Raw genomic sequence first — 21,997 nt, forward strand, 5'->3', positions numbered from 1 at the left:
TCAGTCGCCGTGGGCGGCGAGTTCCCGCAGGTCGTCCAGTGTGAGGGCGCGGGGTTCGGCGGTCGGGGAGACGTGGCCCGCGACCGGATCGGCGGGGGTGCGGGCGCAGGTGGTGAGAGCCTCGGTCGGGGTCAGGCCCCGCTCGTACCACTCGTGCAGGCGGTCGAGCCAGACGAGGCCCGCCTTGTACCCGTCCTCGCCCGCGGCGTCGCGGGGCTCGAAGCTCGCTGCGGCATCGGCGTCGGAGGCCCAGAGGTAGCCGAGGACATCGCCCCGGTCGGCGACGACCGGGACGTACCGGACCTGCCCGGCCCTGGACCGCCTGTAGCCCACGGAGTCGAAGACGGGGCCGTGCCGGAAGACCTCGGTACGCCTCGGGATCTCGAAACGGGACCACACGTCGGAAGGCGTACCGTCCGGCTCGAAGAAGTTGTCGACGCCCGTCTCGGTCGGCCTGCCGAAGTTCGTCGGGTCGTCCGGGTCGATCTCCGCTTCCAGCGCCTCGGAGAGGTCGCGCAGCGCCGCGGCCAGCCGTGGGTAGTTGGCGGCGTGCACGTCGGCCTGGGGACGCCCCTCCAGGTCGTACGGCATCCAGGCGTCCGAGAAGGTCCTGAGGTCGGTGGTGACGTAGTCCAGGAAGGCCGAGGCGCCGAGCACGAACAGCCGCTCCTCGTGGCTCTCGCCACCCGTGCCCGGGATCCGCACGACACCGCGGCAGACGATGTCGGCGTACACCGCGCCGATCTCGCCGGGACGCAGCTCCCCCTCGATCCGGGCGGCCAGTGTCCGGATCTCGTCGTCGGCGGACCGTACCCCGCCGAGCGGGAGGCCGCCCTCGTAGAGCCGGTTGTTCGAGCCGCCGGCCTCGTGGACGGACACATGGACCGTCGGCGGGCCGACGGCCAGCCGGTGCCGCGCGAGAACGGCATGGGCGCCGAGCAGGGCCCGCAGGCACTCCACGACATCGCTTCCGCCGTCGGTGTCGCGTCCCCAGGTCCAGCGGGCGACAGGGGTACTGGCGATCACAGTGCTGCCTCCGGCATGAACGTACCGTCGGGCGGGATCCGCATGACCCCGTCCTCGACACGGATGATGAACTGCACGTCGGTCTTCCCGTACACGTCGGTGAGCCGCTGTGCCGTCCGCATGGCCGCATGGTCGGCCATCGTGCCCTTCGTGTCGACCACGAACGTCTTGAAGTCGGCACCGGACTGCGCCAACTGCTGCATGTTGTCGAAGATCTTCTTGACGGTCTTCTTGGGGTTCGCGACTTCCTTGAACTGGTAGCCGTGGACGTTTCCGGCCGCGTCGCGGGCCATGACGTCCAGGTCCGTGCCCTCGCCGGTCCTGACCCCGGGCTTGATCTCGAAGCCCCCCTTGACCTCGAAGGAGATGTCGCGGACGCCGCTCTCGTACAGCCGGTTGCCCAGCCGCAGCTGCTCGATGCCGCCGGACATCTTGTCCGCGTGGGCCAGGCTGGAGACCGTCTGGTCGAAGCCCGCGGCACCGTCGAAACGGCCGGACGCGATGGTTTCGGCGATCTCCCGGCCGGCGGGGTGACCAGCCAGGTTGTCCAGCACCCGCTCCAGGTCGCCCGGCTTGACCTTCGTCCCCCGCATCTGCTGACGGACCTGATCCTCCAGGTGACCGCCGCGCTCGAACGGCTGAGGGTCGCCGTCCGGCCGCTCCCAGCCGCCGGGGTCGTTCACCCCGTCGTCGCCGGCACCCGTACCGCCCGGGGGATCCTGCGGAGGCCCACTGCCCGGGCCGTCGCCGCCACCGGGTCCGTCGGCACCGCCACCGCCGGGTCCGTCTGCACCGCCGCTGCCCGGTGTCCCGCCGTGCCCATGACCCGCAGGGGTCTCCGCGGGGCCGCCGCGCGGCGTCTCGCCGCCACCGCCACCGCCCGGCGTCTCATGACTTCCCGCCGGGCCCCGGCCCAGGTCATCGGCCCGCCCGCCCGGCAGGTCGTCCGCCCGTCCGCCCGGCGAGCCGTTGTCGCCCACGCGTCCGACAGCCGTGCCGCCGTCGCCCACCTTCGCCCCCGCGCCCACCAGCTCGGTCTCGGGCCGTGGGACGTCGACGCCGCGCTCGGCCGCCGTGCCCTCGTGCCTGATGGCGTCCAGGGACTCGCGGACCGTGCCGTCGGCGTTGTGGACGACGAGGGTCCGGGTGTCGAGGTAGACGACCTCGCCCTGGGGCGTCTCCATGCGGACGCTGTTCTCGGGGGTGAGGCCGGCCGGGAGGTCGTCGGCGATGGTGGGCGGGTCGGCGATCTGGTACGTGCCCTCGCCGAGCCTGATGTGCGTGCCGTCGGTGATGCCGCGCAGGCTCGCCATGACGTCGCTGATCTTCACCGCCGTCGCGCCGACGCCCTTGGTGAGGTACGTCATCGGGTCGACGATCTTGCCGGCCCTGCCCGCGAAGGAGATCGCCTTGGCGATGGCGCCGGCCTTGCCCGCACCGGCGACCGCTCCTCCCGCGCCGCCCGTGAAGATCGTGGTCAGGACGTTGAACGTGACCGCCCCGGCCGCCCGGGCCGGGTTCTTGCCCCACTCGTCGTACGCGATGAGCGCCTTGCCGGTCTCCACCACGGCCGTACGGGAGTCACGCAGCCAGGACGGCAGCTTGTCGTCGGGGGCCAGCCAGTACGCGGCGCCCACCACCGGTACGGCCGTGATGACGATGCCCGTGGCGAGCTTGCCGAGGCCGACCCACGCCTGGCCCGCCGCGTCCCAGCCGTTGAAGCCGACCAGGGTGCCCAGGCCCTTGATCGTGCCCCACACGCCGTCCACGACGAAGCCGACCGTGAAGTCCCAGGCGTGCTCGTGGATGTAGTACCAGGGGTTGGACTCCTCGACCGGGTCACCCCAGGGCAGACCGCCGGCGTTGTTCAGGTCCTCGCCCCGGTAGCCGTACATGTTCTCTTTGTTCGAGCCGTCGTTGACGACCAGCGCCTCGCCCCCGACCAGCGCGACGATCTTGTTGTAGCAGTCGCGTTCGGCGGCCTGGAACGCGGCGTACGCGGCGTTGATGTCCGAGCGGCGGTTGTTGTTCTCCTCGACGAGGTCGCCGTCGGCGCGCCACTCGTCGTCGCCCTCGATCTTCGCGCGGAACGCGATCGCGTCCCGGCGGAGCTGGTCGAACTTCTGCTTGAGCGGGCCGACGGCGGCGGCGTACGTGTCCAGCGCCGAGGCCACGGTCTCCAACTCGGTGGCGAACTCCTCGCCCTTGGCCGCCACCGGCGCGGTCGTGGCGAACAGCGCTTCCGCCTCGGGCGCCTTGTAGTACGCGGAGAGGCCGCCGAAGCGGGTGTGGATCGCCGAGCCCGAGTCCTTCAGGGAGGTGCCGGCCGAGCGGACGCCCGCGATGCTCAGGTCCAGCTGCTCCAGGTTGCCGGTGAACTCGGGGACTTCCTCCGGGATGACGGGGATGTCGTCGCTCACTTCGGCCCCTGCCCGCCGTTCCCGTCGACACCCGGCGGTGGCGGTACGACCGTCGCCTTGAGCGCGTTGGCCTGATGCGTGGCGGCCATGTCCAGGTCGCCGGTGACGTAGGCGTTGGTGGCATCGGCCGCGCCCTGCACGGAGTCGATGGTCCGCTGCGCCATGTACGACAGCTTCTGCTGCCGCTCCTGGAGGTACTGGCTCAGCGCCGCCGCGACCGGTCCGACCGGCACCCGCGGGGTGCCCGCGGCCACCGGTCCGATCATGGGTCCGTTGAACTGCCCGCCCGGTACGGCCGTCCCGGCCGACTCGGCCGCGCTCGCCATGTTCGTCACCAGCGAGTTGGCGGCCTTCTCCAGACCGCCGGCCGCCTCACCGGTCGAGTTCAGCGTGGTCTGCACGTTGATCGGATCGATGTCCCAAGCCGGCACCGTCGCTACCCCCGTAACGCCCTGTCGGACACGTCGTACGTACGTCGTTCGCCGAGGAGTTCCTCGTCGCCGCCGAGCAACTCCTCGGCGGCTTCCCCTAGTACACACGAGCAAACGGCACCGGACAGTTCCCGCTTCTCGTCGATTCCGTCACAGGCGCTACAGCCGGTACGGGCGCCACAGCCACTACGGGGGCGCTACCGCCGCGCCGACCGCCGGGTCCATCCGGCCCACGCCGAGGAGATCATGTCCTCGACGCCGTACCGCGCCTTCCAGCTCAGCTCGGTGGCGATCCGGTCCGCCGAGGCGACGACGCGCGCGGGGTCGCCGGGGCGCCGGTCGACGACCACGGGCGCCAGGTCGTGGCCGGTGAGCGCGTTGATCCGGTCGATCATCTCGCGCACCGAGACGCCCTCCCCGCGCCCGATGTTGAGGGTGAGGTCCGTGCCCGGCGCCTCGCGCAGCCGCCGTGCGGTCGCCACGTGGGCCTCCGCGAGGTCGACGACATGGATGTAGTCCCGGACGCAGGTCCCGTCGGGGGTCGGGTAGTCGGCGCCGAAGATCCGTGGCGGGGCGCCCTCGGAGAGCTTCTCGAAGACCATGGGGACGAGGTTGAAGACGCCGGTGTCGGCCAGTTCGGGGGTCGCGGCGCCGGCCACGTTGAAGTAGCGCAGGGAGGCCGTCGACAGGCCTGTCGCCCGGCCCGTGGCCCGTACCAGCCACTCGCCGACCAGCTTGGTCTCGCCGTACGGGCTCATCGGCGCGCACGGGGCCTCCTCGGTGACGAGGGCCCCCTCCCGCGCGGCGGACGGCATGCCGTACACGGCGGCGGAGGACGAGAAGACGAAGGACGCGACCCCGGCGTCCGTCACGGCGGACAGCAGGGTGCGCAGGCCCTCCACGTTCTCCCGGTAGTAGTGCAGCGGCAGTTCGACGGACTCGCCGACCTGCTTCTTCGCCGCGAGGTGGACGACGCCGGTGACGCGCCGGTCCCGGATCACCCGGGCCAGCCGCTCCCCGTCGAGGGTGGAGCCGATCTCCAACGGGACGCTCTCGGGCACCCGTTCGGCGAGACCGGTGGACAGGTCGTCGTAGACGACGGCCTCCTCGCCCGCGTCGCGCATCGCGCGCACGACGTGCGCCCCGATGTATCCGGCGCCACCGGTGATCAGCCAGGTCATGGACGACCGTCCCCTCTTGGTCAAGACGATGATGCTGGTGAAATCGGGTCGGCTCTCAGTGAAGCAGGCGTTTGAGGCGACGGCGGACGACTTCGGTCAATCCTCGCCAACCGGGCGCGAGTCGCACCGCGAGCGCCCCGGCGTGGGTCGCGTACGGCTGCACGAGGAGCACTCCGTGGCGCGCGCTCGGCAGTGCGCTCCGGCGCAGCAGCCCGGCGCCCGCGACAGCGTGCGCGGTGGTCTCGCGACGGCTGCCGTCCGCGAACCGCAGCCGTAGCCGGAGGTCCCACGTGCCGTTGCCCAGCGCGGTCAGGTCCAGCGGCAGTTCCGCCGTCCAGCTGTCGACGTCCGAGGCGTCCGTCCCGCTGTCGCCCTCCGCCTCGGCCAGGAGGGGCGCCGTGCCGGTGAAGCCCACGCGTCCGTCGTCGCGTTCGGTGAACTCCGCCTCCACGGTCCGGGGCCCCGCCTCCGCCATCCGCCCGTACAGCTCGTGGAGCCGCAGCCGGAGCACCGTGCCCCGCGCGCGGGGCCGCAGTTCCGCGTCGACGGCGGCGGGCAGCAGTTCCATGGGGCGGACGAGGAGATGGTCCAGCTCCACCTGCGGCAGGTCGGCGGACCAGACGGGCGAACCGTCGCCCCCGCGCGCGTAGGGCGGGGTCAGCCGGGCGGGGCGGGCCGACATCTCCTTGAGCCGGGGCAGGTCGCGCGGCTCCTCGGCGGCGAGGATCACCCGGGCGACGACCCGGCCGGGCGCGGGCGCCGGCGCGAAGTCGCCCTCGTCGAAGGTGGCCAGGTGCGCGCGGGTCAGCGCCCACCACTCGCGCCGGTACTCCGCGCCGCGCAGCTCCAGCTCGCGTGCGTACATCCGCAGGGAGTGGTCGAGGAAACGCGTCCGTGTGGCCCGTGCGGGGCCCTTCTCGCCGGCGCCCAGCAGGATGTCGTACGACAGCCGGTCGGCGTCGAGACGGGCCCGCCAGTTGGCGATGTCGGAGCGGTCCAGGGAGATGGACAGCCGGGTCGCGGACCGGCGCACGTGCCAGACGTACACCGGGTCGGGGACGAGCGCGACGCGCGGCGCGGCGGCCAGGACGCGCGCGCCGAACACGAAGTCCTCGTACGGGAAGCGGCCCTCGGGGAAACGGATGACGCGCTCGCGCAGGAAGGAGGCGCGGTAGAGCTTGTTGACGCAGAGGGTGTCGGGCACCAGGCGTGCGCGCTGGGACGAGTGCTCCACCAGCGTGCGCTGGGCGTACAGCTCGGGCTGCCAGGGGGTCTCCCGGCCGGACGGCAGCTCCTTGCGCACGCACAGCCCCGACGCGACCGGCGCGTCGTGCTCCAGGGCCGCCCCCAGCAGCGCGTCCACGGCGCCGGGCGGGAGTACGTCGTCGCTGTCCAGGAACATCACGTACGGCGAGGTCGCGACGTCCAGCCCGGTGTTGCGCGGGGTGCCGCAGCCGCCGCTGTTGACCGGGCGCCGGACCACCCGCAGGCGGGGCTCCTCCCCGGCGAGCCGCTCCAGCAGTTCCGCGCTGCCGTCCGTCGAGCAGTCGTCGACGGCGATCACCTCACGGACGGCCGGTCCCTGTGCGAGGGCCGAGCGCACGGCGTCCCCGACATGGGCCGCGTCGTCGTACCCGATGACGACGACGGAGACCTGCGCCTGCTGAAGAGCCATGGTTGCCCCGCACCTGTGAGAGGTATGTGTGCAAATCTTCCCCTAAGGGCGGCTTCGCGGCCCCGTGGGGAAGATGGCACGCGGGAGGCTGGGGTTCCGCGTGGGGTTGTCGGATTCTGTGGGTGTACCGAGGGTTATCCGGCCGGCTCCGCGAGCGCCGCCTCGTCCAGCGCGGCCGTCAGGCGGTCCAGGCGGTCGCGCAGATCGCGGATGTCGTCGAGGTCGAGGGTCGTCGCCGAGACGATTCGGCGCGGCACCGCCAGCGCGCGTTCCCGCAGGTCAGAGCCCTTCTCGGTCGGCCGCACCACCACCGAGCGCTCGTCGCGCGCGCTGCGTTCGCGCCGGACGAGACCGGCCGCCTCCAGGCGCTTGAGCAGCGGTGAGAGGGTCCCGGAGTCGAGTCGGAGGTGCTCGCCCAGCTTCTTCACGGGCAGCTCGCCCTGCTCCCACAGAACCAGCATCACCAAATACTGCGGATAGGTGATCCCGAGGTCCTTGAGGACCACGCGGTAGACGCCGTTGAAGGCGCGCGAGGCGGCGTGCAGGGAGAAGCAGATCTGCCGGTCGAGGCGGAGGAAGTCCTCCTCGGAGACCTGCCCGGAGACCTCCTCGGAGGTCCCCTCGGGCGCGGGGACGGGGCTCGTGGTCATGGATCCAGGGTAACTCCTGCCCGCCATTTAGTTGTGGGCAATTGAATTGTGTGCTCTACTTGGGGCCGTGAACGGCGGTCGGACCGGACCGCCGGACGTGACAAGACCTGTGAAAGGGATGGTTCTCCCATGGACGCGCTCTACACCGCTGTCGCCACCGCCACCCACGGCCGCGATGGTCGCGCCGTCACCAACGACGGCAAGCTCGACCTCGACCTGGCCCTCCCGGTGGAGCTCGGCGGCAACGGCCAGGGCACCAACCCGGAGCAGCTCTTCGCCGCCGGCTACGCCGCCTGTTTCGCCAGCGCCCTCGGTCTCGTCGGCCGTGCCGCCAAGGTCGACGTCAGCGACGCCGCCGTGACCGCCGAGGTCGGCATAGGCAAGGAGGGCGAGGGCTTCGCCCTGAAGGCCACCCTCCGCGTCGAACTCCCCGACACCGTCGACGAGGCCACCGGCCGCAAGCTCGTCGAGCAGGCCCACCAGGTCTGCCCCTACTCCAACGCCACCCGCGGCAACATGCCGGTCGAGCTGGTCGTCGAGTAGGTACGCCCGCGCGGCTGCGCCGTGTGGGCGTGACAGGCCCGCCGGGCCGTCACGCGGATCGCTCCGTACCTCCCTGCGGAGCGATCCGCGCCAGCACCTCCCCGGTCCGCGGACTCCAGTCCACGACGACCGCCTCCCGCGGCACCTTCTGCCGCCGGGTCAGCAACAGCCACCGCACCCCGTACCGCCGTGCGACGACCGCACGCCGCTCCCGCGTGGACGCCGGATCCAGGTAGGCCCGCACATCGGCGTGCCGCCGGACCCGGTCCTCCTCCTCCAGTGCGGGATCGGGCCAGGTCGGCGCCGCCATGTTCACCCCGTACCCGGGGAGCGCGCGGGCCGCGGAGTACCCGTCGGTGATCAGCGTCTCGCCCGCCCTCACATGCCGCGCCGCCCAGTCGTACGAGGGCCAGCGCGGCGGCTGCTCGAAGCCGACGGGGTCCAGCGCCCGGGGCACGACCGCCCCCGCCTGGACGGTCAGCAGACCCACGCAGGCCCCTGCGGCGGCGGCCCCGCCCAGGACCCGCCGGGCCCAGCCCCACGGCCGGGGCGCCGCCAGCTCCACCGCCAGGGCGAACTGAGCCGGCACCGCGGCGAGCCCCAGGACCCGCCCGTACGTGTAGTGCCCGCTGACCCAGCCGTACGCCACCGTCAGGCACTGCGCCGCGCACATGAGCACCAGCGGGTCCCTCGGGGACCGGCGTCCCCGCGCCCACAGCGCCGGCAGCCCGAGCAGGGCCAGCCAGAGGTTCCCCGCCACGCTCTCGTACAGAAGGCGGTGGATCCCGTCCACGCCCGGGTGCCCGGCCAGCGACAGGACGGCGTAGTACGGCCAGGACACCGCCACCGCGAGGGTGGCCGCGACCGCCGACGCCCACCGGGCCGCCACCGGGCGCGACCATCCGCGCTGCCAGGCCGCCACGATCGCCACGGCCCCGACCAGGGAGGCCACCGCCGTGATCGGATGCACCAGCGTGATCAGCCCGTACAGCGCCCCGAGTCCGGCGTACGCCCAGACGCTGCCGAGGCCGCTCGGCCCGACGTACCGCACCGGTCCGGAGGAAGCGCCGCCCCGCGCGCGTGCCCCCGTCCACGCCCAGGCCCAGAACGTCAGCCCGGTGGCGAACGCCGACGGATAGCCGAGGTTCACGGTCAGCGACATCAGCCCGAGGAAGCCGCTCCACAGCACCCGCTCGGTGCCCCACAGCAGCGTCATGAACAGCACCGCGAGGACCGGCGCCCACGGCCGGGGCGTCAGCACGCGCACGAAACGGCCGATCCCGGTGAGCAGCACCAGCAGGTTCACCGGCCCGGCGAGCTTCACCAGGGACCAGCCGCTCAGCCCGGTCAGCCGCGCCAGCACACCCTGAGCGACGGCGTACGGGGAGTAGTACGGGCTGCCCGCGCCCGGCAGATCGGCGGTCGGGTGGGCCGGGTGCAGCAGGTCCCAGCGCAGCCGTTCGACGACCGCCGCGTGCTGACCGGCGTCGCAGCACAGGGGCACCCGCCAGTACGCCAGTGTCATGACCAGCCAGAACAGCCCACCCATGACGACGTACGGGGTGGGCCGGCGGGTCAGCCGGGTACGGCCGCCGCGCAGCGCGGTGGCCCCGAGCGCGCCATGCCGACGGCGCCGGACGCGTGGTTGCGCACCGGAATCAGGAGAAGCGTGAGAAGTATGGGCTGTACGGGGCATTTGCCGTGTATTCCCGGTATTACCGCACGGGTCAACGGCTCAGCTCGCGGTCACCACATCGAGTGAGTCGCGGGTGGTGGTGATCCGCTCCAGCAGCAGCGGCAGCCCCAGTACCGGCAGCAGCCACGCCACGACGATCAGCCGGTCGCCCCAGATGGTGATGTCCGGATGCCCGGCCTGGTTGAGGATCCCCGTGCCCGCGGCCGCGAGCACGAACCAGCCGAACACCGGCCGCCGGCGCAGCGCGCCCCACGCGCCCGCCACCAGTGCGGCGAGGAACAGCGGCTGGGTCAGCTGCCGACGACCCCACTCCGCCCAGAAGTTCGCTTCCAGGCGCAGGAACTCCGGCCACGGCCGGGCCCGGTCGGGGCGCGTGAAGTGATCGGTGAGCAGGTCCTGAAGGCTTTCCGCGGACGCCGGGTAGTGCAGCAGGGCGGCGAGCGCCGGCGTACCCACCACCGCGCACGCGGACACGGTCCCGACCGCCAGGAGCCACGGCTCGACGGCCCGCACCCATGGCTCGACGGCCTGCCCCCACGGCTCGTCCGCCCGCGGCCCCACCTCGCCGGGCCCGCGCCCCGCCCGTTCACCACCGCGTGCGCGCCGTTCACCACCGAGTCCGTGCCGCGCGGCCACCACCACGCACGCCCCCGTCAGACACACCCCCAGGAACAGCGCCTGCGAGTGCTTCACCGTGAACAGCGCCGCCAGGGAACCGGCGACCAGCAGCACCCCCGCCCGCACCCGACCCTCCCCCGCCAGGGCGCACCCCCAGAGCGCCGTCAGCGTCAGGGCCAGCAGCACACCCTCGGTCATGGGCCGCATGGCGGTCGCGCCGCAGGGGAGAACGTAGTAGAGGGCCTGTCCGGTGAGGGCGACGGGGACCGGCGCGCGTACGGCACGCAGGACCAGGAAGGCGAGGACGCCCCCGGCCGTCGCGATCAGCACGCTCGCCAGCCACACACCCCACAGGACCCCGAACACCGCGACGAACGGGGCCAGCAGAACCGGGTACCCGGGCCGCACCTCGAAGATCCGCAGGAACCGCTCCGAGGTGAACGGCGCGATGGGGACGCCCGACTGCCCGGCCGCCAGCCGCCGGTCCACCCTGCGCCACAGCTCCCGCCGGCACTCCTCGGCCACCCGCGCGGCCGGGCTCGGCGCGCGGAACCGCACCACGTCCACGCGCTGCTTCCGCTCGGCCGCCGCCGCCCGGCTCCCGCAGTAGTGGTCGATGGTCCCGGCCGCCGACTCGCGCACGCCGGCGCCGCCCAGCGTGAGGGCGTACGAGACGTAGTTCTTGGTGTCGGGGGTCGCGCGCCCGGTGACGCTCGCCAGCTGGAGCAGCGCGAAGACGGCGGCGAGCAGCAGCACCCACGCCCGCGCGCGCGTCGCGAAGCCCCGCGCCCGCCCGTCGACCGTGGGAGCCCTCATGACGACAGCGGGAAGGCGGCGGCAGCCGTCGAGGACGGGCTCGGTCGGGGCGCCGGCACCGTGCCCGCCGTCTCGCCCAGCATCAGGGCCCGTACGACCCGCTCGGACGCCCGCCCGTCGTCGAACTCGCAGTACCGCTCCCGGAATCCCGCCCGCAGCCGCGCCGACTCCCTGTCCCGCCACTGTCCGGAGTCGAACAGCCAGGCGAGCTCCCGGTAGGAGCGCGAGACATGGCCGGGCGGGTCGGCGGTGAGGTCGACGTACATGCCCCGGCTCGCGGCGAAGGCGTCGAGGTCGTCGGCGTGGACGACGATCGGACGGTCCAGGTTGGCGTAGTCGACCATCAGGGCCGAGTAGTCCGTGACCAGGACGTCCGAGGCGAGCATCAGCTCCTCCACATGCGGTTCGTCGGTCGCGTCCACGACGACACCCCGCCGGTGCAGCTCGGCGAGCCCGAACCCGCGCGCCGGGCCGTCCACGAGCGACGGATGCAGCCGGACCACGAGGGTGAGCGCCTCGCCCAGGCTGCGCCGCAGGTCCGCGGCGAACCGGGCGAGGTCGAGGCGTTCGACGTGGCCGCCGCGCCGGTAGTCGCGGGGTGTGGGCGCGTACAGCACGACCGTGTGCCCGGCCGGGACGCCCAGCCGCTCACGGACCGCCGCGCCGCTGCCCGGCCCGGCGTTGACGAGGACGTCGTTGCGCGGGCTGCCGGTCCGCAGCGAGGTGAAACCGCACGGGTACGCCCTGCTCCACACCAGCTCGGAGTGGCGGTTGGCGACGAGGCTGTGGTCCCAGCGGTCGGCCCGCCGCAGCAGCTCCGGCACGTCCACGCCGAGCCGGGCACCCGGTTTGTGCAGCAGGTCGGCGCCCATGAACTTGAGCGGGGTCCCCTGGTGGGTGTGGACGTGCACGCTGCCCGGCCGCTTGGTGAGGGCGCCCGGCCAGTCGGCGTTGCCGACGAAGTACGTCGCCCGCGCGGCCAGCCGCAGATACTCGGGCGAGCCCGGCGTCACGTACTCCACGCCCGGCGGCAGCGCCGCCACCCGCTCCGGCCGCACCACCCACACCCCCCGGACGTGCGGCGCGAACTCCCGGGCGGCCTGGTACACCGCCGCCGGGTCCCCCAGCACCCCGCGATGGGAGAACGCCGAGTACAGGGCCAGATTCGGGTCCAGCGGCAACCGCTCGTGCGCCAGCGACCAGCCCCGCCCGACCCACTCGGCGCCGGCCGCCCACAGCCGCTCCCCGCGTACGCCGAGCGCGGTACGGGCGCGGACCGCGCACCGCCGGGCGCGGTAGGCGGCCCAGCCGCCCTCCAACACCCGGTACGCGGGGGCCGGGGAGTCGTCGCCCGACCGGTGCTTCCGGTACAGCGCCGCCGTCCGCCGGAAGAACTCGGCCTGGTCGCCGGACGGCACCCGGTCCGGCGCGGCGAGGATGTCCAGGCAGTGGCCCGCCATCGCGTTCCGCACCCGGGTACGCCAACTCGCCAGGTCGGGGCGGGAGTTCAGATGGGCGAAGACCCGCTCGTACTGGTCGTGCACATCGAAGTGCCCCCGGCCGGTGGTGGACAGGAGGGTGCCCCGAGGCCGCTGCCGGTAGGACACACAGATCCGGTCCAGCGTGGCGATCCGCCCGGCGCCGAGCAGCACCGGGAACGTCCAGGCCGTGTCCTCGTAGTGGCCCGGCGGGAACCGGAAGCTGTGCGCCTCCAGGAACTCACGCCGGTACGCCTTGTTCCACACGACCGTCGGCAGGCCGAGGATCTCCGGACGCTCCGCGAGGGTGAAGGTGCCCTCGCCCGCCGCGCTCAGCAGGTGCGCGTGGGCGTCGCGGCGCGTCTCGCCCCACCAGTACGTGCGGGCGTGGTCGAAGACCAGCACATCGGGGTCCCCGGCCTCGTCCAGCCGGTCCGCCAGCGCGCGCAGGGCGCCCGGCGCGAGCGTGTCGTCACCGTCGAGGAAGAGGACGAAGTCACCGCCGGCGTACGGCAGTCCGGCGTTGCGGGCGCGGCCCGGTCCCACGTTCGCGGGCAGGTGCAGCACCCGTACCCGCGGATCGCGGGCGGCGTACGCGTCGAGGATCTCGCCGCCGCCGTCCGGTGAGCAGTCGTCGACGGCGATCACCTCCACGTCCCCGTACGACTGCTCCAGGGCCGAGTCGAGACACTCGCGCAGATGGCCCCGGACCTCGAAGACGGGGACGACGACACTGAAACGGGGCATGTCCTCAGCTCCTCACGAGGGTCGCGGCGGTCGCCGTCGGGGCCGGGGCCGGGGTGCGCCCGGCGAGCGGCACGACCGGCGGCAGTGCCTCCGGCCGCTCACCGAGGAACACCCGCCGTACGACCCGCTCCGCCGCCCGTCCGTCGTCGAACTGGCAGAACCGCTCCCGGAAGACCGCCCGCAGCGCGTCGGCCTCCACGTCCGCGTAGGAGCCGTCCCGGAACAGCTCCGCCAACTCCCTTTCGGTGCACGCCACATGACCGGGCGGCGCGGCCGGCAGATCGAAGCAGACGCCCCGGGTCTCCCGGAACACCTCCCAGTCGTCCGCGAGGATCACCAGGGGCCGGTCGAGGTGGGCGTAGTCGAACATCAGGGACGAGTAGTCGGTGATCAGCGCGTCGGCCGCGAGACAGACCTCCTCGACGGAAGGGTGCGCGGTGACGTCGATGATCCGCCCGCCGCTGCCGCGAGGGGCGCCGACGGCGGAGCGGTGGTGCGCCCGCAGCAGCACCACGAACTCCTCGCCCACCGCCTCGCAGAACGCCTCCAGGTCGAACCGCGTCTCGTGGCCGGGGGCGTGTCCGCGGTGGGTGGGGGCGTAGAGGAGGGCCTTCCTGCCCTCGGGCACGCCCAGTGCGCGCCGGGCGCGCGCCACGTCCTCGGCCGTCGCCGCGCAGAGGACGTCGTTGCGCGGACAGCCGTACTCCAGCTGTTCGTACCTCCCGGGCAGGGCCCGCTCCCAGGTCTCGGTGGAGTGCCGGTTGGCGGAGAGGACGAAGTCCCAGCGGTCCACGCGCCCGAGGAGAGCGGCCGAACCGGCGACACCGTCGGATCCGGCGGCCACCACCGGATACGCGGACCGGTCCAGGCCCGTCGCCTTCAGCGGCGTGCCGCGCTGGATCCGCAGGTGGACGCTCCCGGAACGCTTGACGACCGTGTCGGCGAAGGCGGCGTCGTCGACGACGTACGTGGCGCGGGCCAGCATCCGCCAGGCACGCGGGGTGCCGAGGACGGCGTGCTCCGCGCCCTGCGGGACCCGGTCCACCGCGTCGGCCGCGACGAGGAACACCGAGCGGACCCGGGGGACGAGTTCGCGGACCTTCGCGTGGAGGGCGGTGAGGTCGCCGCCGACGCCACGGCCCCGGTGCGCGCGGTACACGGCGAGGTTCCGGTCCAGCGGCAGACGGCGCTGGACGGCGTACAGGGCGCGGGCCAGGGGCGTGCGGGGGCGGGGGAGCGCGGCCAGGGCTCCGGTGGCGGCCCGTCGGGCGGCGTGCAGGCCCCGGAACCCGGCGTACGAGCCGTTCGCCAGCAGGCGGTGCTGGAGCCCGAGGTGACCGGCGGGCAGCTGGAGGCCGGTCGGGCGGTGGAGGCCGTAGAGGTGGCCGGCGCGGCGGAAGAAGGCGCGGCGGTGGTGGGCGGGCAGCAGCTCCGGGTGCGCGAGACTCCGCAGCACGATCGCGAAGAGCTGCCCGAACAGCGCCTCCGACAGCCCCTGCCCGGCCGCGGCCCGCGCGAGCACCAGCTCCACCTGGTCGAGGAGTTCCAGATGGCTCTCGCCGGGCGCGTACAGGCGGCTGCCCTGTCGGCGCAGCAGATGGCGTACGCAGACCGTGTCCCGCAGTTCGGCCGTGCGGTCGGCGGCGAGGGCGACCAGGCCGTTCCAGCCGAGGTCGGTGAAATGACCGATGGGGAAGATGAGTTGGCGTTCGCCGAGGAAATCCCGCCGGTAGGCCGCGCTCCACGCGGGGGCGTCCAGGCGTCCGGACGGGCGCACGACGGTCGTGGCGCCCTCCCACCAGTGCGTTCGTTCGTGCGCGAAGCGCAGGACGTCCGGGTCGTCCGTCTCGTCGAGCCGGTCCGCGATCGCCCGCAGCGCGCCCGGCGCGAGCGTGTCGTCCCCGTCCAGGAAGAGGACGTACGTCCCGTGCGCCGCGGCCAGTCCCGCGTTGCGGGCGGCGCTCAGCCCGCCCGCCGGCGGCGACTCGACCGGGGCGACGCGGGTGTCCCTGACGGCGTACGCGGCGCTGATCGCCCCGGCCGGTGAGCCTGCCGCCGCCTCGTGCACCGGAATCAGCTCGAAATCACCGAACGGCTGACCGAGAACCGACTCCAGAGCGAGCGGCAGCCGCCCTTCCACGCCGTACGTGGGGACGATGATGCTGAAGCGGGGCATTCTTTCCTTTCGGGGTGCGTCGTCGGGTGCGTCGTTCGGGTGCGGGTGGGTTGGGGGCGGGTCGCGCAGTTCCCCGCGCCCCTGAAAAGCAGGGGCGGCGCCCCGTGCTTTTCTCCCCTGAGTGGCCGCAGGCCCTCAAGGGGCGCGGGGAACTGCGCGACCCGCCCCCACCGGGCCGGCAGGTGGGGGTCAAAGGGGCGCAGCCCCTGGGTGGGGGCACCTCCCGCTCGAGCGAAGCCGAGAGTGGGGGAGGGGCGGGTAGGGGCGGCGGGGGCGAGGAAAACGCCTACGTGCCCAGCAGATCGTCCGCCCCCACACGCACACTCGCGGCAGACGGAACGGGCCGCCGATCCCCCAACGGCACGACATCACCCGGCGGCACATGCTCACCCAGCACCACCCGCCGCACGACCCGCTCCGCCGCCCGCCCGTCGTCGTACGGACAGAACCGCTCCCGGAACGCCGCCCGCAACTGCGCCGACCGCGACCCCCGCCAGTGGCCCGTCGCGAAGATGTCGATCAGCTCGTCCTCGCTGCGCGCGACCGCCCCCGGCGCACACGACCGCAGATCGAAGTACGTACCGCGCGCCGCCTCGTACGCCTCCCAGTCCTCCGCGTGGATCACGATGGGCCGGTCGAGGTTGGCGTAGTCGAACATCAGGGACGAGTAGTCCGTGATCAGCGCGTCGGAGGCGAGGCAGAGGTTCTCCACGCTCGGGTACCCGGTGACGTCCAGCAGCCGGCCGTGCGCCAGATCGCTCAGTGGGGAGTCGTACACGTGATGCGCCCGGGCCAGGACGACGAAGCGCGGCCCGAGTTTGCGCAGCACCCGCTCCAGATCCAGATGGGCGCGCTGCGAGTGCCGGTAGTCGCGGTGCGTCGGGGCGTACAGGACGGCGACCGCCCCCTCGGGCACACCGAGGTGTTCGCGCACCCGGGCCACGTCCGTCGAATTCGCCCTCAGGAAGACGTCGTTGCGCGGCGAGCCGTATTCGAGGGTGGTGAACGGGGAGGGGTAGACCCGTTCCCAGACGAGCGTGGAGTGGCGGTTGCCGGACAGGACGTAGTCCCACTGGTCGCTGCCGCGCAGTACGTCCTCGAAGTCGGTGCCGCGCGCCGCCGCCGGCCGGTCCCGCAGGTCGAGCCCCATGTGCTTGAGCGGGGTGCCGTGCTGGGTCTGGAGCAGCACCTGGCCGCGCCGCTTGACCAGCCTCCTGTCGAAGTCGACGTTGTTCACCAGGTACTTGGAGCGGGCGAGCGCCGTCCAGTACGCCATCGAGCCGGGCAGCACCCGCCGGGTCGCCACCGGGAGCGTGTGGTGGTGCTCCGGGCGCGCGACCCACGAGGTGCGCATCCCGGGGACGTACGTCCGGAACGCGTTCTCCAGCGCGGCCGGGCTGCACTCGTAGCCCCGGCCCCCGTACGCGGCGAACACCGCCCGGTCCGCACGCAGCGGGAGCAGACGCTGGACGCGGTAGTGGAGGCGCAGGCCGACAGAGCGGAACAGCCCGGCCAGGCCCCGCACCAGACGTCCGACGCCCCGGCCCAGCCGCGCTCCGGCCCACAGGGCGCCGTAGAGGCGCGGGCTGCCCAGCCGCAGGAGCGCGTGCCGGAGCCGGGCGCGGGCGCGGAGGGGCGCGCCGGGGGTGCGGTAGCGGGCGCAGTGCGTGCGGACCGTGCGCAGGAACTCGGCGCGCGCCTCGCGCGGCAGCCGGTGGCGCCGGGAGAACACCGAGGTGAGGTGGTCGAGCATGCGCCGGAAGAGCTCCGGACGCCACTGGGCCAGCTCCGGCCGCTCGTCGAGGTAGGCGAACACCCGGTCGTACTGCTCGAACACGTCGAAGTGACCGTGCGTAGTCGCCCCGAGGAGGCTGCCGTGGCGGCGCCGGCGGTGGTGGACGCAGACCCGGTCGAGGGTGGCGACGGACTCGGCCGCCATCAGGACGGGGTACGTCCAGGCCGTGTCCTCGTAGATGCCGGGCGGGAACCGGAAGTCGTGGTCCTCGACGAACTCCCGTTTGTACGCCTTGTTCCACGCCGCCGGGCGGACGGTGAGCAGGCCGGGGCGGTCGTCGAGCCGGAACGGGGCAGGGCCCTGTTCGGTGAGCCGACGGTCACGTGCGTCGTGGACCGGCTCGCCCGACCAGGAGACCCGTGCGAAGTCATGGACGAGGACGTCCGGTTCGCCGGTCTCCTTGACGCGGTCGGCGATCGCCTGGAGCGCGCCCGGTGTGAAGGTGTCGTCGCCGTCGAGGAAGAGGAGGTAGTCGCCCCTGGCGTACTCCATTCCCGTGTTGCGAGCGGCGCCGGGCCCCGCGTTCTCCCGCAGGCGCACGGTACGCCGCACGCGCGGGTCGCGGGCCGCGAACTCGTCGGCGATGGCCCCGCAGTCGTCGGGCGAGGCGTCGTCGACGACGATCAGTTCGAGGTCGGTGAAGGACTGGGACAGCACAGAATCCAGGCATTCGTGCAGGTACGCCTGAACCTTGTACGCGGGAACGATGACACTGAACCTGGGCAAGGAGGACATCCATGGGTCGGCGCGGGCATACTGCCCGGAAACGGCCGATCGGATGATTTGGTTACGGTGCGTGTTCCATACGGGGGATTCTCAAGGGAGTTGGGGGCGCACGGATGCGTTCCGCGGTGCGCACGCCCCCAGTTGACGGCCGTCACTTCACGGCGCCCGCCATCACCCCCGACACGAACTGCCGTTGGAACGCGAAGAACACGGCCAGTGGGATCACCATCGAGATGAACGCGCCGGGCGCCAACACCTCGATGTTGCTGCCGAACTGCCGTACCTGCTGCTGGAGTGCGACCGTCAGCGGCTGGGAGTCGGAGCTGGAGAAGACCAGCGCGACCAGCATGTCGTTCCACACCCACAGGAACTGGAAGATCCCGAGCGAGGCCAACGCCGGTGCGGCCAGCGGCAGGACGACCGTCGTGAACAGCCGTACCTCGCCCGCTCCGTCCAGCCGCGCCGCCTCCAGCAACTCCCTCGGGATCTCCGCGAAGAAGTTCCGCAACAGGAAGATCGCGAACGGCAGTCCGAAGCCGACGTGGAAGAGGACCACACCGATGATGTCGCCGAAGATCCCGAGGTCCCGGAAGAGCCCGGACAACGGGATCAGCGCCACCTGCACCGGCACCACCAGCAGCCCCACCACGCCCATGAACCACCAGTCGCGGCCCTTGAAGTCCAGCCAGGCGAAGGCGTATCCGGCCATCGCGCCGATCAGGACGACCAGCAGTGTCGCCGGGACCGTGATCCAGACCGTGTTGAACAGGGCGTCCGTGATGCCGTCGTTCTCGAGCAGCGACTCGTAGCTCTTGGTGGTGAGTTGGGCCGGGGCCGAGAACACCTTCCACCACCCGGAGGTGGAGATGTCGGTCGGGTCGCGGAACGACGAGACCAGCAGTCCGAAGGTGGGCACCAGCCAGAACAGCGCCACGAGGAGCAGGAACACACGCAGTGCGCCGCCCGCCGCGCCGCTCGCGAGCCGGGCGGCGAGGGAGCGCTTGGCGCCGTCGGGCGCCTCGTGCGCCGGAGTCCCCGGCGCGGGGGCCGGGGCGGGGGTTTCGACAGTCGTCATCGCTGGCGCTCCTTCCTGAGACGCCGGATGTTGACCCACATCACCGGCAGCACGAGCAGCAGCAGGACCACACCGATCGCGCTGCCGAGACCGAAGTCGCCCCCGCCGCCGTACGACACCAGATAGAGCTGGAGGGCCAGGACGTTGGCCTCGTCCTGGGTGGGCTGCGGCGCGATGATGTAGACGAGGTCGAACACCTTCATCACATTGATCATCAGCGTGACGAGGACCACCACCAGGACCGGCGCGAGCAGCGGCACGGTGACCTTCCGGAACACCTGCCACTCGTTCGCCCCGTCCACCCGGGCCGCTTCGAGCAGATTGCGGTCCACCCCGGCCAGCCCGGCCGCGATCAGCACCATCGCGAAGCCGGCCCACATCCAGACGTACGACCCGATGACGGCCGGGGTGACCAGGGCCGGGCCGAGCCAGTCGATGCCGTTGTAGGGAGCCGCGAAGTTCGAGCCGGGCAGCCTCAGCCGAGCCCCGTCGGCGGATTCCGGCAGGCTGAAGGTGCCGTCGGAGCGGCTGGTCGCGGTGGCGACGACCTCGCCGTCCTTCACCGCCTCGACCTCGACGCCCTTCAGCGCCTTCTCACCCGGGTCGACGGCCCCCTTCTCGCCACCGCCCCCGAGCCGGAAGTCCAGCCAGACGGTCCCGGTGACACCGCTCCCGGCGCCGGCCCCGGGGGTCTTCGCGTCCTGCGCGTCCCCGGGCAGCCGGCCCGGCGCGATGCCCACGAGCGGAAGGAGCGCCGGGGTGCCCGCCCGGACGGCCCCTTCCGTGGTGAACGCCCCGCCGCCGGACGGCCGTAGATCACTGACCTGCGCGTTGGGCCGTGCCTTCGGATACACGGACTCGTCCACGAACACGTCGTGCACGGACGTCACGACCGCGTTGGCGACGCCCTGGTCCGGATCCTGTTCGTACACCAGCCGGAAGATGATGCCCGCGGCCAGCATCGAGATCGCCATCGGCATGAAGACGATCAGCTTGAACGCCGTTCCCCAGCGCACCCGTTCGGTCAGCACCGCGAAGATCAGACCGAGCGCGGTGACGAGGGCCGGGGCCACCGCGACCCAGATCGCGGTGTTGCGTACGGCGACGAGGGTGGAGTCGTCGGAGAAGATCTCCGCGTAGTTGTCGAGGCCGACGAAGCCCGAGCCGTCCGCGTCGAACAGGCTCCGCCAGACCGAGTACCCGATGGGGTAGACCACGAGCGCGCCGAGCAGCACCAGCGCGGGCAGCAGAAACAGCACCGCCACCCACAGCCGGGTACCCGTCACGCTCTTGCGCGGTGCGGCGGGGGGCGTCGGCAGCGCGCCGGCGCCCCCCGCCGTCTTCGTCACGGGGGACGACATGAGGTCGCCGTCAGCCGTTCCCGTAGGCCTTGGCCGCGTCGGTCTCCAACTGCTTCTGGGCACCGGCCACGTCGTCGGGGTTCTTCAGGAAGTCCTGAAGGTCCTTCCACTCACCGACGCCCTGGGTGCCGCCGAACGCCGCCGGGGCCTGGTCGGACATGTCGAAGCGGAAGTCGTCACCCGCCGCGAGCAGCGCCTTGGCGATCTCCCGGGTCACGTCGTCCTTGTAACTGCCCTGGTCCATCTCCTTGTTGGGAGACAGGAAGCCGCCCTGTGCCGCCCAGATCTCCGCCGCGTCGGTCGAGGCGAGGAAGGTGAGCAGCGCCTGCGCGCCCTCGCCGTCCTTCAGTGCCACGGCCGCGTCGCCGCCGGTGACCACGGGGGATTCGTCGCCGACCGCCGGGAACGGGAAGACCTTGGCGTCCGTGCCGATCTCGGCGTCCGTGTCCCCGTTGATGGTGACGGCCACGAAGTCACCCTCGAAGACCATGCCGGCCGGGGCGTCCCCGGTGAAGGTCTGCGTGATCGACTTCGGGTACTCCGTCTGCAGCGCGCCGGACGCCCCGCCCGCGATCAGCTCGTCCTTGCCCCACAACTCCGCGAGCTTGGTGAGGGCTTCCTTCACCGAGGGGTCGGTCCACTTGATCTCGTGCTTGGCCAGCTGGTCGTACTTCTCCGGTCCCGCCTGCGACAGATAGACGTTCTCGAACCAGTCGGTGAGCGTCCAGCCGTCGGCGCCGCCGATGGAGACGGCGGGCGAGCCGGCGTCGGAGAGCGTCTGCGCCGTCTGCAGGAACTCCTCCCAGGTCTTCGGCTCTTCGGTGATCCCGGCCGCCTCGAAGGCGGCGGTGTTGTACCAGACGAGGGACTTGTTGGCGGCCTTCGCGTAGACGCCGTACTGCTTGCCCTCGTACGCGCCGAGGTCCTTCCAGCCGTCCGAGAAGTTCTTGTCCAGCTGAGCCTGGGCCGCGCTGCCGAGCGGCTTCACCCAGCCCTTCTCGGCGAACTGGTGCAACACGCCGACCTGCGGCAGGAACGCCACGTCCGGCGGTTTGCCGCCCTCGATCTTCGTACCGAGGAACGTGGAGGTGTTGTTGCCGGTCGGCACGAACGTCACCGAGGCGCCGGTGCGTTTCTCGAACTCGTCCAGCACCTTCTGGAAGTTGTCCAGCTCCGGGCCGGTGAAGACCGCCGCGACCTCCAGCTTCTGGCCGTCCAGCTTGGGGAGGTCCACGGTGGCCTCGTTGCCGCCGTCGTTGCCGGTGCCGGCGTCGTCACCCTTGTCGTCGTCACCGCCGCACGCGGTGAGGGAGAGGGCGAGGACGCCTGCGGCGAGCACCGCGAGGGCCCTGGACGTGGGGGGATGGGTGGGCTTGCCAAGGGGATTGGGCTTGCGTGTGCGAACCATGCGACCAATGCGGTGGATGTTGCGCATCTCTGACCCCGTTCTCCGTGCGTCGTCGAACGTAGAGCGCTGTCCCGTGCGCTCTGGTCTACGCCGGGTGCTCGGGGGCGGCAAGAGCGCCTGCCGTGTCAACGTCTTGATCGTGACCGCGTCGTGACCATGACTCCGCCCTGGAGAG

Annotated in this window: 15 protein-coding genes; 1 reads left to right on the forward strand and 14 read right to left on the reverse strand. The window is 72.4% G+C overall.

Annotated features, from left to right (window positions below):
* The 6 genes from K1J60_RS26930 to K1J60_RS26955 form a co-directional block, all read right to left on the reverse strand.
* Positions 1-1,026, reverse strand: a complete 1,026-nt coding sequence (locus K1J60_RS26930; protein WP_220648445.1) for a hypothetical protein — start codon at positions 1,024-1,026, stop codon at positions 1-3.
* On the reverse strand, positions 1,023-3,446 hold the full coding sequence (locus K1J60_RS26935) for a hypothetical protein (protein ID WP_220648446.1): 2,424 nt from the start codon (positions 3,444-3,446) through the stop codon (positions 1,023-1,025). The genes K1J60_RS26930 and K1J60_RS26935 overlap by 4 nt, the downstream gene beginning before the upstream one ends.
* On the reverse strand, positions 3,443-3,877 hold the full coding sequence (locus K1J60_RS26940; protein WP_220648447.1) for a DUF6507 family protein: 435 nt from the start codon (positions 3,875-3,877) through the stop codon (positions 3,443-3,445). The genes K1J60_RS26935 and K1J60_RS26940 overlap by 4 nt, the downstream gene beginning before the upstream one ends.
* Positions 3,878-4,074: 197 nt before the next feature.
* A complete protein-coding gene (gene galE / locus K1J60_RS26945; RefSeq protein WP_220648448.1) occupies positions 4,075-5,058 on the reverse strand; it encodes a UDP-glucose 4-epimerase GalE in 984 nt (327 codons plus the stop codon).
* Positions 5,059-5,113: 55 nt separating this feature from the next.
* Positions 5,114-6,733, reverse strand: coding sequence for a glycosyltransferase family 2 protein (locus K1J60_RS26950; RefSeq protein WP_220648449.1), 1,620 nt, complete (start codon positions 6,731-6,733; stop codon positions 5,114-5,116).
* Between the two features lie 134 nt (positions 6,734-6,867).
* Positions 6,868-7,383, reverse strand: coding sequence for a MarR family winged helix-turn-helix transcriptional regulator (locus K1J60_RS26955; RefSeq protein WP_220648450.1), 516 nt, complete (start codon positions 7,381-7,383; stop codon positions 6,868-6,870).
* Between the two features lie 129 nt (positions 7,384-7,512).
* Here K1J60_RS26955 and K1J60_RS26960 point away from each other — a divergent pair, with 129 nt between their 5' ends.
* Positions 7,513-7,926: an organic hydroperoxide resistance protein gene (locus tag K1J60_RS26960; RefSeq protein ID WP_060884502.1), complete on the forward strand. Its 414-nt coding sequence runs from the start codon at positions 7,513-7,515 to the stop codon at positions 7,924-7,926.
* Between the two features lie 49 nt (positions 7,927-7,975).
* Here K1J60_RS26960 and K1J60_RS26965 read toward each other — a convergent pair whose 3' ends face one another.
* The 8 genes from K1J60_RS26965 to K1J60_RS27000 form a co-directional block, all read right to left on the reverse strand.
* Entirely contained in the window at positions 7,976-9,622 is a 1,647-nt protein-coding gene (locus K1J60_RS26965) for a hypothetical protein (RefSeq protein ID WP_259407930.1), read from the reverse strand.
* A 39-nt stretch (positions 9,623-9,661) separates the two neighbouring features.
* Entirely contained in the window at positions 9,662-11,056 is a 1,395-nt protein-coding gene (locus K1J60_RS26970; protein WP_220648451.1) for a hypothetical protein, read from the reverse strand.
* Positions 11,053-13,281 carry a bifunctional glycosyltransferase/CDP-glycerol:glycerophosphate glycerophosphotransferase gene (locus tag K1J60_RS26975; RefSeq protein WP_220648452.1) on the reverse strand — a complete coding sequence of 743 codons (2,229 nt, stop codon included), beginning with the start codon at positions 13,279-13,281 and terminating at the stop codon, positions 11,053-11,055. The genes K1J60_RS26970 and K1J60_RS26975 overlap by 4 nt, the downstream gene beginning before the upstream one ends.
* 4 nt (positions 13,282-13,285) lie before the next feature.
* Positions 13,286-15,457 (reverse strand): bifunctional glycosyltransferase/CDP-glycerol:glycerophosphate glycerophosphotransferase, encoded by a 2,172-nt coding sequence (locus K1J60_RS26980; protein ID WP_220648453.1) that lies wholly within the window; start codon positions 15,455-15,457, stop codon positions 13,286-13,288.
* 286 nt (positions 15,458-15,743) lie between these two features.
* Positions 15,744-17,987, reverse strand: a complete 2,244-nt coding sequence (locus tag K1J60_RS26985) for a bifunctional glycosyltransferase/CDP-glycerol:glycerophosphate glycerophosphotransferase (protein WP_259407931.1) — start codon at positions 17,985-17,987, stop codon at positions 15,744-15,746.
* A 142-nt stretch (positions 17,988-18,129) separates the two neighbouring features.
* Positions 18,130-19,053 carry a carbohydrate ABC transporter permease gene (locus K1J60_RS26990; protein WP_220648455.1) on the reverse strand — a complete coding sequence of 308 codons (924 nt, stop codon included), beginning with the start codon at positions 19,051-19,053 and terminating at the stop codon, positions 18,130-18,132.
* A complete protein-coding gene (locus K1J60_RS26995; RefSeq protein ID WP_259407932.1) occupies positions 19,050-20,414 on the reverse strand; it encodes a carbohydrate ABC transporter permease in 1,365 nt (454 codons plus the stop codon). Before K1J60_RS26995 ends, K1J60_RS26990 begins: the two co-directional genes overlap by 4 nt.
* A 10-nt stretch (positions 20,415-20,424) precedes the next feature.
* A complete protein-coding gene (locus K1J60_RS27000) occupies positions 20,425-21,822 on the reverse strand; it encodes an ABC transporter substrate-binding protein (RefSeq protein ID WP_259407933.1) in 1,398 nt (465 codons plus the stop codon).
* Between the last annotated feature and the right edge of the window lie 175 nt (positions 21,823-21,997).

It is taken from the genome of Streptomyces akebiae, assembly GCF_019599145.1.
GTDB classification, from domain to species: Bacteria; Actinomycetota; Actinomycetes; order Streptomycetales; family Streptomycetaceae; genus Streptomyces; species Streptomyces akebiae.